The organism is Mucilaginibacter sp. OK098, from assembly GCF_900142915.1.
GTDB lineage: Bacteria > Bacteroidota > Bacteroidia > Sphingobacteriales > Sphingobacteriaceae > Mucilaginibacter.
The window spans coordinates 684,321-697,389 of record NZ_FRCM01000003.1; the positions used below are offsets into that span (position 1 = coordinate 684,321).

The window sequence follows — 13,069 nt, forward strand, 5'->3', positions numbered from 1 at the left end:
CAAAGAAAAGGCAGGCCAGTGACAGCCCTATGTCAGCAGTAAATTTAAAAAAATAAAAATTAAGAAATCAGCTCACTCTTTTCGCACAATCTGGCTGTTCACTTCAATTTCTTTCAGCAATCCGGCCGAGTTGGAGGTGGTACTAAAGGCTTTATCGGGGTTGTTTTGTGAAAGTTTATCCAGGTCATTATCGGTTTGGTCCAGCTCTTTAAGCAAGCTGTTGATCTCTTTTAAATGCGAATTAAAGAACTTTACCTTGTTATTATAAGCATCAATTTTATAGTTGTGGTCTACGGCCGCAGGGGCTTTAGATGTATCCTGGGCCATATTAGTATACGGCGACAGGTTGTTTACCGTAGTTTGAATAGGTACTATAGAAGGCTCGGCATCTTTTGGATCAAGCGCCTGCAGGGTTAGCTTTACAGGATCGGGGTTATAGGCTACCAGGCTTTTGTATTCATCAACCACGGCAGCTATAATTTTATGCTGATCGGCACGGGTATTGGCAATGATCTGGTTCCTGGTATTTTTTTTGAAACTGTTAAATAACAGCGACGTAAAATCATACGCTTTGGTACGCAAAACCGCGTTTTGAACCGAATAATAATTGCTCAGCGTTTTATTTTTGGTGTACATTACCCCCAGGTTGGTACTAAAAACTTCTGCCGGGGTACTTAATGACAGATCGGCTTCGTTCCCAAAATTGTAATATTGTTTTCCGTAGATCTCCAGGTCATCAATCCGTTCATAGGAGGATAGAAAGTAAAGCCGGTAGCGTTGGTACTCCTGGTCGGGGCTATCAATCTGGGCGTAGCAGTTCTGCAAAAAGGTTTCCACAGCCTTATCATTAAAAACCTGGTAAATATTGGCCGTAGGCGTAGGTTTCCACCGGATTAATGAAAGCTTTGCTTTAAATTCAAGCTCAGCGGTGTTGTTTACCCTTAGCGAGTCGAACATTTTTGCCACAAAGTAGGCCACCTGAGCGCTGGCCATTCCGCGGCGGTCTTTATTTACCATTGCATATAAGCTGTCCTGTATCGTAAGGTAATTTTCACTGCTGTTCCAAAAAGAGGGCTCAAGCGGGGGCAGCAACAGCCGGTTTGATTTTACATCAACAAAAATGAAAGTGCCAAGGGGGTAAACATTCTGAAAGTTTTTCTCCAGCATTGAAAGGCTGCTCATTGATGTTGAGTCCATCTTCAACAAAAAATTCAATACCTTATTGTGCTCAAGCTTTACGCTCAACCCCTCCAGCGATTCAAAGTTTGAGGTTTCCTTTTCTGGGATTATAATAGGGATGTATAATAGCTGATCCTTGTTTTGATCAAGTAAAGCAAAATCCTTTTTTATGGTGAGCGAAGTTTGGTCCTCAGCATCCTGCCCATAAAAGGCGATCGTATCACCTTTGCTAACCGCAACTTCTTTTATTTTTTCTTCGCCGGGCTTTAGCTTTAGCAAAGCCCTTAATTTAAACTTTCCTGATTTTTCGCTAATCTTATAAAACACAGCTACGTTTGTTTTGGCAGTGTTCTTTATCTTGAATTTAAAGCCTTTGGCAATTACAAGAACAGGGAAGCTCAATAAAACGATCAGCAATAATTTTAATAGGGATCTACGGTTGGCCTTCGGGGTAAATAAAGCGGAAAAGTTCATTAAAGTGTTGTTATTTCATGTGGGATGTACAGTTAGAACGCCTTTTAATGGGATTTAGTTTTTATGATATATAAGCTTATTAAACTACTTTAGTTCTAAGTATGAAAATCCCCACTATAACAGGAATAATAGACAGGCGTATCTTAGTTAACTTCACAGTAGATCCTGAGATTGCAAAAGCTGTTGTACCATCTCCTTTTAAACCTAAAATTGTTAACGGAAAAGCAATAGCAGGAATTTGCCTGATCAGGTTAAAGCATGTTAGGCCCAAGGGGCTACCTGCGTTTACAGGTGTGGGGTCTGAAAATGGAGCCCACCGGTTTGCAGTTGAATGGGAAGAGGATGGACAGCTGAAAGAAGGCGTTTATATTCCCAGAAGAGATACCTCTTCATTATTTAATACAATAACGGGCGGAAGAATATTTCCAGGCAAACATTACCGGGCAAAATTTGATGTAAGTGAGGCTAATGGCAATTATCATGTAGCATTTACAAGCACTGATGGTACCATCATTAGTATTGATGCTACTATAAAAGAAACGTTTGGGGACCAGTCAATATTTAAAGATCTTAATACAGCTTCGGATTTTTTTAAAGCAGGCGCTACCGGATATTCACCTAACCGAAACCAGTATGAGGGATTATTGCTCAAAACAGATAAATGGGTGGTTAAACCTCTTGAAGTAAGCAATGTGAAATCCAGCTATTTTGAAAATGAACAGCTATTTCCAGCAGGGTCAGTTAAGTTTGATAATGCCTTGCTTATGGAAAATATACCGCATGAGTGGTCGTCAGTTTTAAATAAAACACGTTGTTAATACCTAAATAACAAAGCACCCATGCGGGGATGACGTTAAAAATTAGCTTTGGCTTCCCGGGCGGTTTTACTTACCTGGTTAAGCGCATCTTCGGCATATTGCTTAGCCTTATCGAACCAATCCGGGGCATTTTCTGTAAGGTCGTCAATTATTGAGCGGCCATCCGCGTTCTTTTTGGTGATGTAATTAATCCCGAATCCTACGGCAGCACCAACTATAATGAATTTTAATATGCTCATGATTTTAAGTTTTTTAATAGAACGGGATTAGGGAAAGAATGTTTTGTTGATGTGAGTTGGAATATGTTGTAAGGGTTGTAGAAGTTGTAAGGGTTTTTATAAAATGAGGCTAAACAAAGGTCTGCCATGTGTTTATGCCCCTCAATAATTCACATATTGCTCGCTAAAACTTCCATCGGCATAAAAATCTATTAAACCATAGCCGGGAGCTGTTTCGCGTTTATTGCCTTCCCACCAGGCACCGCTTACCGCGCCGTTGCATATATAGGTTACGTTGTTGTAAACCACCTTATCGCGCAGGTGAATATGGCCACTCAGGCACAGTTTTACGTTTTGATGCCGGTAAAACAGGTCAATTATTTTAGCGGTATCGGTGTGCATATCCCCGCCAAGGATCTCCCATTTATTGCTCCCGGCTGCAATATCATCAACCATTAAGGTTGCCGAAAGGATAGGGATATGCGATAACACACAAACCGGCATCGTAGCTGGCGTAGTCTTTAGCTCATTCTCCAGCCAGCTGAACTGCTCATCTCCCAACTTACCAATGTACCAGGTGCCGTCAATATCAAGGTGAACACTATCCAGCATAATAAATTTCCAGCCATTTTTTATAAAGCTGTAATAGGGTGTGGTAAGCAGCAGCTGGTCCATGGAATATTTTTTACCATAGATGGCTTGCTCCTTATCATTCTCATTCCACCAGATATCATGATTGCCCAAAACATAATGCATGGGTATACTGGAATCTGCTTTTATGGTTTTATGCCATAAATTCCATTGTGTATTTATGGTATCCATGTTCTCCTTATTCATATCAAAAACCACATCGCCGCCATTCAGTATAAAGTCGACGCCTTTTTGTTGCTGTACATGGTGCAGGCATTTTACAAAACGCGCAGGCGCATCCCATTTATCTTTTAAATGGATATCGGTAAGGTGAGCCACGCGTAAAACGGGCTTTATGTCGGCAGCTGTGCTTTTAAAAGGCAGGGCGGGGATCAGCAATAGTCCGCCAAGGTTTTTCAGGAGTGATCTTCTTTGCATAACAGAACGTCTTTATAGTAACGCGAAAGTAGGGATACAAAGTAAAATTTGAATGAGCTTTATATGAATAAAAATGCTGGTCTTTTGAATTTTTATGGCGCGAAGAGTAGTCTTGAGTCAATTCATGATTGACGCTACACTGGTTTAATTTTTCTTCCCGAAAAATTAACATAAACATAATTGCATAACTATTGCTATACGGCAAACCATACCGTATATTTACATTCATCAGATGATACGATGAGCCCAACCCTTATAACACGCAAATCATTAGCCGATGAAGTGGCTGCCAAATTACAGGAACGCATACTTAAAGGAACCTATAAGATAAATCAGAAGTTGCCGGTTGAAGCAGAATTGATGAAAGCTTTTGGCGTTGGCCGGTCAACCATCAGAGAAGCCGTTAAAATTTTAGTGAATTCGGGCTTTCTGCGGGTTCAGCAGGGAATAGGCACTTTTGTTGAGGATAGCTCTGGCATAAACGAGCCGCTCGGTCAGCGTTTAAAACGGGCCTCAGCAAAAAACATTGATGAGGTGCGCGAGATCCTGGAAATGAAAATTGCCGAGAAGGCTGCAATGAACCGTACCGGTAATGACATTTCAAAACTGGAGCATTTTTTAAAAAGACGAACAAAGGCCGCCCATGATAATTTGATTGAGGATTGTATTGATGCCCATGTTAGCTTTTATATTGCACTGGCCGAGGCTTCAAAAAACGATATCCTTGCCGACCTATACAAACAATTTGCCGTGCAACTAAAAAACGACCTGCTGATTGCACATCCGGATACCACTTTTTTTAAAAACGCGCCGGATAATCACCATAAATTACTTGACAGCGTACTGCGCGAAGACCCCAAAATGGCTTGGTACTGGAGCGCAAAAATTACCGGGCAAATAATCAAATAAAGGTTTTATGCCGCTTTCCACAATCACAGGGCGATGCCCAGTGCTATTATATTTCGCCCTTTCAGGGCTTGGTATTTTCATTTTTCCGGCCCTGAAAGGGCCTAATCCATCAGCGCAGGGCACCGCCCTGCGATAATGATAATAACGTGCAGCGTAATTTAAAACAACGAGATCTGCTGCGATTTAAATTCAACAACCCGGCTTTGTGTAGCTGAAGAAGCAGCAGCCGTGTGCCCGATATAATAAACTTCCGTTTCTGCATATCGCGAAGCCACAATAATATTTACGCCATCAGCACAGCTATCAAACAACTCCTGCACCAATTGTGGGTCGTTATTGTTTTTGGATAGGTGTGATAACAACAAATGGGTCATAAACACGGGTTTATGGGTTGTAAAAAGCTCAAGGGCCTGCTTGTTTGATAAATGGCCATGTCCCCCGCGGATGCGCCGTTTTAAATGGTAAGGATAGCCGCCCTTATCAAGCATTTCATCATCATAATTAGCCTCCAGGAAAGCCGCATGGCACTGACTAAAATGATGGATGAGATTTTCGCAAACAATCCCGATATCAGTAAATACGCCTACCTTGATATCACGGCAGGTAATTAAAAAGCTGTGCGGGTTGCTGGCATCATGCTGTTTAGGGAATGCGGTGACATGCAGCCCGCCTATGATAACTGTTTCAAATGCACCAAAAGAAATAACCAGCTCATTATCCAGCCTTAAGCCACCCCTTTGCAACGTTGGGGGCGTAATATAAACCGGCAGGCGGTATTTTTTGGCGATTACCGGAATGCCGTTGATATGGTCGGAATGCTCATGCGATACAAAAATAGCTTTTACTTTTTGCATGGATAGGCCCAGCCGCAGCATGCGTTTTTCCGTTTCGCGGCAGGAGATCCCGGCATCAATCAATACAGCCTCCTGCTCATTACCCACGTAATAGCAATTACCGTTACTTCCGGAATTTAATGATGCGATGAACAGCGACATATAATTACAAAGTAACGTGATTATTTCGGATGTCGGATGTTCGATTTCGGAATTATTAAGGTTGAATTAGTGATTGGCTTGACCGCAAATTGCAGAATTAACGAATTGATTTTGAGCGAACCCATCCATTCCGCCATCTACATTCCGGCTTCCGCACTCAAAAAATCCGAAATTCAACCCATTCCGCAATCGGCATTCCGACTTCCGCATTGAAACAAATTCCGAAATCGAACATCCGACATCCGAAATCAAAAATATATCTTTACTCCCATGGACTCACCAATAACTTTACCTGTACTTGATGCTGAGGAACTTCGTGTGCTTGGCGTATTAATGGAAAAAAGCAAAACCACGCCCGATTATTACCCCATGACCATTAACAGCCTTACCCTGGCCTGTAATCAGAAAACGTCGCGCAGGCCGGTTGTTAATTATGATGAGGATACGGTTGCCCAGGCATTAAACACCCTTAAAAGGCGCGGATTAATATCAACTGCTACAGGCGGCTCTATCCGCAGTGTAAAATACAAGCATAATTTTGCTATTGTATTTCCTGTGTTGCCCGCTGAGGTTGCCATTATTTGCCTGTTAATGTTGCGCGGACCACAAACACCGGGGGAAATAAACACCAACTCGGGCCGGATGTATGAGTTTGAATCAATAGAAGAGGTGCAGGAAAAACTGGAAAGGCTAAGTAGCGCTGAAATGCCGTTTTTAATGCAGCTGCCCCGTCGGCCCGGACAAAAAGAAGTACGGTATGCCCACTTATTATGCGGAATCCCCGAAATAAACGATGACGATTTTAATGATGATGCGCCCGCAGGCAAAAGCGGCCTTGAAGCACGCATAGTAAAGCTGGAAACCGAGCTTGCAGAACTAAGGGAAGCTTTTGATAAGTTGATGAAAGAGTTAAGCTAAAGTTTTAAAACGATCAAATATTATTTATTAGTTAAAACTTTGTGGGCGTATAATTTGTTGCTATTAACACACAAACTATATACCTATGAAGAAGTTAAGTTATGCGATCATGATCGCACTTGCAGCCTATGCATTGCAGGGTTGTAACACCACTCCAAAAGACGCTAAAGCAAACGCCGACAGCTTAAACAAAACCAAGGATACTACCACTAATGCTGCTGCTACAGGCGGCATAGCGGTAACGGCAGATGATGCTAAATTTGCTACGGATGCCGCTAACGGAGGCCTGGCCGAAGTTGCTTTAGGCAAGCTGGCCCAAACAAAAGCCACCAATGCCCATGTTAAAAGCTTTGCCGACATGATGGTTACAGACCATACCAAAGTAAACGATGAGCTTGCGGCTATTGCCAAAACAAAAAACATTACGCTTCCTGCCGCTCCTGATGCCGATCATCAAAAGAAACTGGATGACCTTTCAAAATTATCAGGTAAAGATTTTGACAAGGCTTATGTTGATGCCATGGTTGACGGGCATAAAAAAACGCTCGATTTAATGCAGATGGCCGCCAAAGATTGCAAGGATGCTGACTTAAAAGCATTTGCCGCCAAAACCGCACCTGTTGTACAAACACACCTCGATGCGATCAATAAGATCCACGATAGTATGAAATAATATTAGCGAAACTCGCTGCTGTGGGGGAATGGGTATTATACCTGTTCCCCCCTTTTTTTACGGCCCCTGGCCAGCAATTTCCACTCATAAACACTGTGAACCAAATTGTATCATCTTGTACGGAGTTGTATAACCCTGATAACTTTTGATGTGTTATTTTTGTTATAGAGGTTTACAAAAAAGCGCTAGCCGCTTCATAAGTTTGGTGGGGACACGGATAAGTACAGGGGCACAAAACATACTTAATTAGTGTTATTTCAGCTAATCCCACCGGGCAGGGTTTCTTTAAAAAGAAGCCCTGTTTTTTTATGCCCTGTTTTAAGATATTGATTGCTGTTTTTAAATTCCAATATATTTGTTGAAGTGATTGGATGCTTGAAATAGCTTTAGTTCAGAACCATCGATATATATTATGAAAACCCTTAACGACCTCCTTTTATTGGGCGATCCCCGTTTATACGAAACCTGCGAAGCTGTTTTAAAAACAGAATTGCCCCTTGTTAAAAACTGGGTTGCCGATATGGATAACGTAATGAAGGAGATAAGGCTGAAATATAATTTTGGCCGGGCCATTGCCGCGCCGCAGCTGGGCATAATGAAAAGGCTGATCTATATGAATATTGACCGGCCGGTTATATTTATAAACCCGCAACTAAGCGGCTTAAGCGATGAACTGTTTGAGCTTTGGGATGATTGCATGAGTTTCCCCAATTTGCTGGTGAAAGTAAAAAGGCATCAGTCATTAACCATAAATTACCTGGATGAGAACTGGGAGCCGCATGATTGGAAAATGGAGGGCGCCCTGTCTGAACTTTTACAACATGAATATGATCATTTAAACGGCATTCTTTGTACCATGCGGGCTATTGATGAAAGATCTTTCAGGTGGAGGAGCTAATTATACCTTACTATATTTATTCTATCTTTAACATCCGTACCGGGCAACGCCCTTATAACCAATTATGAAACGTTATTTATTCATCCTTCTTTCTACTACAATGCTTACAGCTTTTAAACCCGTTCAAAAAACGGAATCATTTGATAAGTACCTGGTGTATTCCGGGAACGATCTCGGGGTTATTTATTCGCCACTAAAAACGTTTTTTAAAGTATGGGCTCCAATGGCTTCTGAAGTAAAACTGAGGCTGTATGATGCGGGCAATGGCGGGCAGGCCATTAATACCATCAGCATGGTTAAAAGTATTGAAGGCACCTGGCAGGCCATCATCAATAAAGATCTTAAAAATAAATACTACACCTTCCAGACCTTGCAGAACGGTAAATGGTTGCTGGAATGCCCTGATATTTATGCCAAAGCCGTTGGTGTTAACGGTGCGCGCGGTATGGTTGCCGATATGGCATCAACCAACCCGGCTGACTGGCAAAACGATAAGAAACCTGCGCTTAAAAACTTTACAGATATTGTGCTTTATGAATTGCATATCCGTGATATTTCTATCAGCCCCAATTCAGGGATAAAAAACAAGGGCAAGTTTTTAGGCCTTGCAGAAACAGGAACAAAAAGTCCGGCTGGCGAAGCAACAGGGCTCGATCATATCAAACAGCTGGGCGTAACGCATGTACACCTGTTGCCCGCTTTTGATTTTAATTCGGTTGATGAAACAAAGCCGGAAGCCAATAAATACAATTGGGGATATGACCCGTTAAATTACAATGTGCCCGAGGGTAGTTATTCAACCAACCCTTATGATGGCAATGTGCGGATAAAAGAATTTAAAACGATGGTGCAGGCCTTACATAAAAAAGGATTAAGAGTAATACTTGATGTGGTTTATAACCATACCAGCGACACCCAAAACTCAAACTTTAACCAGTTTGCTCCGGGGTATTTTTACAGGCAAAATGCTGATGGCTCTTATTCAAACGCTACGGCCTGTGGTAACGAGGTAGCGTCAGAAAGGGCTATGGTGCGTAAGTTTATGATCGAGTCGGTGGTGTACTGGGCAAAAGAATATCATCTTGATGGTTTCAGGTTTGATTTGATGGGTGTGCATGATATAGAAACCATGAATCAAATTAGTACTGCCTTGCATAAAATTGATCCTACTATTTTTATTTATGGCGAGGGGTGGACAGCCGGGAACAGCCCGCTGCCGGAAGATCAGCGGGCCGTAAAAAAGAACACCGCCAAACTGAGTGAGATAGCAGTTTTTAGCGATGACATCCGCGATGGCATAAAAGGCGGCTGGAGCGACCTGAAAGAGAAGGGTTTTGTAAGCGGCGCCGTAGATAAAGCTGAAAGTGTGAAATTTGGCATTGTTGCATCAATCCCAAACCCGCAGGTTGATTATACTAAAGTAAACTATTCAAAAGCGCCATGGGCGGTCGAACCGTTTCAAACAATTACCTATGTATCCTGCCATGATGATAATACTTTGTTTGACAGGTTGAAAATTTCAAACCCCACTGCTCCGGAGGCCGACCTGGTAAAAATGGATAAGCTGGCAAATGCAATTGTGCTAACTTCACAAGGCGTTTCCTTTTTACATGCCGGGGTCGAAATGCTGCGGACCAAACAGGGTATAGCCAATTCATATAATTCGCCCGATTCTATCAACCAGATAGACTGGAGCCGGAAAACAAAATATAAGGCCATTTTTGATTATTACAAAGGCCTTATCGCTTTGCGAAAAGATCACCCGGCATTCAGGATGCCATCAACAAAAATGATCCAAAGTAATTTAAGATTTATAGATATAGGTGATGCCGGAATAATTGCCTACCAGCTCAGCAACAATGCTAATGGCGATAGCTGGAAAAACATTATAGTTGTGCTGAATGGTAATCCATCTGCCAAAACAATTAAAATACCTGCAGGGAAATGGAAACTGGTTGCGGATGAAAATAAAATTGAGGTGAAGGGCATAAAAGATATTTCAGCGGGAGATATAACGGTGCCTGGTACAGCGGCCTATATTTTATATAGCAATTAGAAACCTTAAAAAAAGATCGCCATGCGTATTATCTCTGTAAGCGATTTAGGAGACAAGGACACGGGAAACACAATACTTTGCATCTTTAATGATTTAAACAAATAGTATGACATCAACAGAAATTATCATTTTAAATTACGAAGAGGTAAGAAGGCGCAGTATTAAATTATGGACGGGGATTCCCGAAGAGTTTTACAATTGGCAGCCCGACCCAAATGCAATGACCATGATTGAAATGGTGCGCCATGTTTTGGAGGGCGAGCATGCGTACCATGAAATTATTGAGCGCAGGGGATCGATAGGTGCCGACTATAAGTCGCCCTGGGAAAACCGGCCTTATACAACCATTGCCGATGAAATAGCCTTTGCTCAACCCTATAGGCAACGTTACCTTGAAATGGTCCGATCGTTTTCTGAACAGGATTTGTCGCAAATTGAAATAGTCAGGGCTACAGCCGGACAAAGGAGAAAACTTGGCGATTACCTGTTAAGGGTTGCCTACCATGAGTCGGTACATGCCGGGAACATAATTTCGTATTTACGAACCCTTGATGTTGACAGGCCTAAGATCTGGGATTAAAGTGCCGCCCTTATTTCACTCATTACAGCAGCATGCGAGCTTACCCGACCGCTTTTTATGTCTGCCAGGTTTTCCTGGATAGCTTCCTTCAAATCAAGATCACACTGCAATTCAAATAATGCGGTTTGAAGCTGTGTCCTTTCCTTTTTATTTAAATTGGGCAGGTGGTCAATTATATCGTTGATATTCATTTTTGTATCGCTTAAATTATTCAGCCGAACATACGATTTTATTTTTATATCCCCCCTTGCCGGGTTAAATTTATTTCGGTCCGGGTGGTAAGTCAACAGCCTTAAGTCGAAAGTATTAAGTCAAAATTTGTTTTTTTCTGATGAACAAGCCCCTTGTATGCATGCGCGATGTTGGATTAGCCGAAACGGGGTTAGGCGGCTCAGATGAAGCCCAGCTCTGAAGTCTTCTTCTTTCAATATTTTCAGGATCGGATAGCAATTAAGTACCCCATTGGGGACCTTGATGCGCGCTTGCTTTACAGTTATATTTATATCAGTTTAAAGCATAACAGTTATGAAAAAGCTTGTGTTTCTGTTACTCGTCCCTGTTATTTTCTGGAGTTGCAAAAAAAGCGGCTCTTCAGTAGATACTAAACTAACCGTTGCCCGCCAGTTAGCCGGAAACTGGACAACACCAAATCCCGTTACTTTTTATTACAGCAGCGATGGTTGTGGTGGCTATTCCAGGTATAGTTCTTTTAAAATGAAGGTGAACTGGCAGATCACTTCCACCAGCGACAATTCAATAAGCGTTACCTGGAGCCTGGTATCAATAGGCGGGCAGACCATTGTAGGCAGTAATTGCGGTTTGGGCGCGCCCCCGATTACCTTTCCGCAGGATTTTGTGGGCATTGTTACCGGCAGTAAATTTTCAATGGATCAGAACCAGGCACTGCAGGGTGTATTTAATTTTACAACAGATAATATAACCGGAACGATGTCTGAAAAAGACTGCCTTATTTATTGCAGCGGCTACTCAACAGACCAGAATACCTTTATATTAACCCGGGTAAATTAGCATTTCGTTTTGAGTTGGATAGAAAAACGTTGCAACGTTTTTAAACAGTACGGCCCTTAATGAGGCCGTTTAAAACTGTTGCAGCGGGTTAAAGCTTCAAAGCCAGCGTGGCTACTTCTTCGCCCACTAAACTTCCCATTGCAACGCCCATTCCATTACATCGTACTGCGCAGAAAATGTTTGGTTCAACCTGTTTAACAATGGGCCTTATATCATCGCCAAAACCCATAATACCGCTCCACCAGTAATCAACTTCAAAATTTTGGCCGGGAAGTATTACTTCTTTCAAGCAGGAAATGAGCTTGTTTTTAACAGTATCCGTATGGCCGAAATCCCAGGTTTCTTCGGCGGCATAGTCAAGGTTGCGGCCGCCGCCAAACAACACCCGGTTATCAATATTTCTGAAATAATAATAGCCTTCGTTAAAATGATAGGTGCCCTTTAGTTTTAACCCGGCAATAGGTTTTGTTACCAGCACCTGCCCGCGGCCAGGCGTAACTTTAAGCTCAGGAAACAGCTGGTTTGCAAAAGCGTTGGTGGCCAATATTACTTTGCCGGTTTTAAAATTCCCTTGCGATGTTGTGAGCTTTACCCCAATGCCTTCATTTTCAATTTTTTTTATCTCACAGCCATTTAAAACCATTACGCCCAGGCTGTACACTTTATTTAATAAGGTACACATCATTTTACCCGTATGCAGCTGGCCTTCATAAGGGTTATAGATCATCCGGCTAACCTTACCAAGCCCAAAACCTGCTATTTTAGCATCAACAACTGAATAAATGTCAGGTTTGCCTATAGCTTGCTTTAATAAATTGTTAAAATACGTTAATTGCCCAATGCTTTCTTCAGCCCTGCCCGGCTCATCATCCATAAATAATTCATAGCCACCGTTTTGTTGGTATTCTATATTTTCATCTCCCAGGTTTTGCCGAAGCCGCTGCAGACCACGCCATTTATAATCAACCATCCGCAAAACTTCGGCTTCAGATGATTTTTTAAGATAGGCTATTTGTTCGGAAATGGTACCAAAGCATGCAAAACCCGCATTTTTTGTGCTGGCTCCGGTTGGTAAAAAGCCGCGCTCCAATACCAGTACTTTTAAAGCCGATTGCTGTGTTTTTAAATGCAGCGCGGCACTTAAGCCAACAAGGCCGCTGCCGATAATAATTATATCGGCATTGTCAATAAATGCGGTTCGTTCCCAATATGAAAATGTATTTGCTTCCACTGCGTTATATTATTTTACGGAAT

Annotated in this window: 14 protein-coding genes; 8 read left to right on the forward strand and 6 right to left on the reverse strand. The window is 42.1% G+C overall.

From position 1 onward, the window contains the following. Positions 1-72: 72 nt before the first annotated feature. A complete protein-coding gene (locus tag BUE31_RS13150) occupies positions 73-1,653 on the reverse strand; it encodes a hypothetical protein (RefSeq protein WP_143167108.1) in 1,581 nt (526 codons plus the stop codon). 101 nt (positions 1,654-1,754) lie between these two features. Here BUE31_RS13150 and BUE31_RS13155 point away from each other — a divergent pair, with 101 nt between their 5' ends. Continuing rightward, entirely contained in the window at positions 1,755-2,471 is a 717-nt protein-coding gene (locus BUE31_RS13155) for a DUF2071 domain-containing protein (protein ID WP_073404113.1), read from the forward strand. Between the two features lie 35 nt (positions 2,472-2,506). Here the strand turns inward: BUE31_RS13155 and BUE31_RS13160 are convergent, their stop codons facing one another. Both BUE31_RS13160 and BUE31_RS13165 read right to left on the reverse strand, forming a co-directional pair. Continuing rightward, on the reverse strand, positions 2,507-2,710 hold the full coding sequence (locus BUE31_RS13160; protein ID WP_073404115.1) for a YtxH domain-containing protein: 204 nt from the start codon (positions 2,708-2,710) through the stop codon (positions 2,507-2,509). 141 nt (positions 2,711-2,851) lie between these two features. Next, on the reverse strand, positions 2,852-3,757 hold the full coding sequence (locus BUE31_RS13165) for a metallophosphoesterase family protein (RefSeq protein WP_073404117.1): 906 nt from the start codon (positions 3,755-3,757) through the stop codon (positions 2,852-2,854). A gap of 240 nt (positions 3,758-3,997) precedes the next feature. Here BUE31_RS13165 and BUE31_RS13170 point away from each other — a divergent pair, with 240 nt between their 5' ends. Continuing rightward, entirely contained in the window at positions 3,998-4,666 is a 669-nt protein-coding gene (locus tag BUE31_RS13170; RefSeq protein ID WP_073404119.1) for a FadR/GntR family transcriptional regulator, read from the forward strand. 158 nt (positions 4,667-4,824) lie between these two features. Here BUE31_RS13170 and BUE31_RS13175 read toward each other — a convergent pair whose 3' ends face one another. Then, positions 4,825-5,661, reverse strand: coding sequence for an MBL fold metallo-hydrolase (locus tag BUE31_RS13175; RefSeq protein WP_073404121.1), 837 nt, complete (start codon positions 5,659-5,661; stop codon positions 4,825-4,827). Between the two features lie 270 nt (positions 5,662-5,931). Here BUE31_RS13175 and BUE31_RS13180 point away from each other — a divergent pair, with 270 nt between their 5' ends. The 5 genes from BUE31_RS13180 to BUE31_RS13200 all read left to right on the forward strand — a co-directional run bounded on the left by BUE31_RS13180 (position 5,932) and on the right by BUE31_RS13200 (position 10,786). Next, on the forward strand, positions 5,932-6,579 hold the full coding sequence (locus BUE31_RS13180; protein WP_073404123.1) for a YceH family protein: 648 nt from the start codon (positions 5,932-5,934) through the stop codon (positions 6,577-6,579). A gap of 85 nt (positions 6,580-6,664) precedes the next feature. Then, the gene (locus BUE31_RS13185) at positions 6,665-7,252 is read left to right on the forward strand and encodes a DUF4142 domain-containing protein (RefSeq protein WP_073404125.1); all 588 of its coding nucleotides are present in this window, start codon (positions 6,665-6,667) and stop codon (positions 7,250-7,252) included. Between the two features lie 412 nt (positions 7,253-7,664). Then, entirely contained in the window at positions 7,665-8,150 is a 486-nt protein-coding gene (locus BUE31_RS13190) for a peptide deformylase (RefSeq protein ID WP_073404127.1), read from the forward strand. A gap of 64 nt (positions 8,151-8,214) precedes the next feature. Continuing rightward, entirely contained in the window at positions 8,215-10,206 is a 1,992-nt protein-coding gene (gene pulA / locus BUE31_RS13195; RefSeq protein WP_073404129.1) for a type I pullulanase, read from the forward strand. Positions 10,207-10,312: 106 nt separating this feature from the next. Further along, positions 10,313-10,786, forward strand: a complete 474-nt coding sequence (locus BUE31_RS13200; RefSeq protein ID WP_073404131.1) for a DinB family protein — start codon at positions 10,313-10,315, stop codon at positions 10,784-10,786. Here BUE31_RS13200 and BUE31_RS13205 read toward each other — a convergent pair. Next, the gene (locus tag BUE31_RS13205; protein WP_143167109.1) at positions 10,783-10,977 is read right to left on the reverse strand and encodes a hypothetical protein; all 195 of its coding nucleotides are present in this window, start codon (positions 10,975-10,977) and stop codon (positions 10,783-10,785) included. The two genes, BUE31_RS13200 and BUE31_RS13205, sit on opposite strands and share 4 nt — an antisense overlap. 334 nt (positions 10,978-11,311) lie before the next feature. On the opposite strand from BUE31_RS13205, the gene BUE31_RS13210 reads away from it, so the two are divergent. After that, positions 11,312-11,815 carry a hypothetical protein gene (locus BUE31_RS13210; protein WP_073404135.1) on the forward strand — a complete coding sequence of 168 codons (504 nt, stop codon included), beginning with the start codon at positions 11,312-11,314 and terminating at the stop codon, positions 11,813-11,815. An 88-nt stretch (positions 11,816-11,903) separates the two neighbouring features. On the opposite strand, the gene BUE31_RS13215 is transcribed toward BUE31_RS13210, so the two are convergent. After that, the gene (locus tag BUE31_RS13215) at positions 11,904-13,046 is read right to left on the reverse strand and encodes an NAD(P)/FAD-dependent oxidoreductase (RefSeq protein WP_073404137.1); all 1,143 of its coding nucleotides are present in this window, start codon (positions 13,044-13,046) and stop codon (positions 11,904-11,906) included. Positions 13,047-13,069 lie beyond the last annotated feature (23 nt).

Coding starts and splice junctions, on each gene's coding strand:
- BUE31_RS13155 (WP_073404113.1), top strand. CDS start 1,755: ATGAAAATCCCCACTATAACAGGAATAATAGACAGGCGTATCTTAGTT.
- BUE31_RS13165 (WP_073404117.1), bottom strand. CDS start 3,757: ATGCAAAGAAGATCACTCCTGAAAAACCTTGGCGGACTATTGCTGATC.
- BUE31_RS13205 (WP_143167109.1), bottom strand. CDS start 10,977: ATGAATATCAACGATATAATTGACCACCTGCCCAATTTAAATAAAAAG.
- BUE31_RS13160 (WP_073404115.1), bottom strand. CDS start 2,710: ATGAGCATATTAAAATTCATTATAGTTGGTGCTGCCGTAGGATTCGGG.
- BUE31_RS13185 (WP_073404125.1), top strand. CDS start 6,665: ATGAAGAAGTTAAGTTATGCGATCATGATCGCACTTGCAGCCTATGCA.
- BUE31_RS13210 (WP_073404135.1), top strand. CDS start 11,312: ATGAAAAAGCTTGTGTTTCTGTTACTCGTCCCTGTTATTTTCTGGAGT.
- BUE31_RS13150 (WP_143167108.1), bottom strand. CDS start 1,653: ATGAACTTTTCCGCTTTATTTACCCCGAAGGCCAACCGTAGATCCCTA.
- BUE31_RS13200 (WP_073404131.1), top strand. CDS start 10,313: ATGACATCAACAGAAATTATCATTTTAAATTACGAAGAGGTAAGAAGG.
- BUE31_RS13180 (WP_073404123.1), top strand. CDS start 5,932: ATGGACTCACCAATAACTTTACCTGTACTTGATGCTGAGGAACTTCGT.
- pulA (WP_073404129.1), top strand. CDS start 8,215: ATGAAACGTTATTTATTCATCCTTCTTTCTACTACAATGCTTACAGCT.
- BUE31_RS13170 (WP_073404119.1), top strand. CDS start 3,998: ATGAGCCCAACCCTTATAACACGCAAATCATTAGCCGATGAAGTGGCT.
- BUE31_RS13190 (WP_073404127.1), top strand. CDS start 7,665: ATGAAAACCCTTAACGACCTCCTTTTATTGGGCGATCCCCGTTTATAC.
- BUE31_RS13175 (WP_073404121.1), bottom strand. CDS start 5,661: ATGTCGCTGTTCATCGCATCATTAAATTCCGGAAGTAACGGTAATTGC.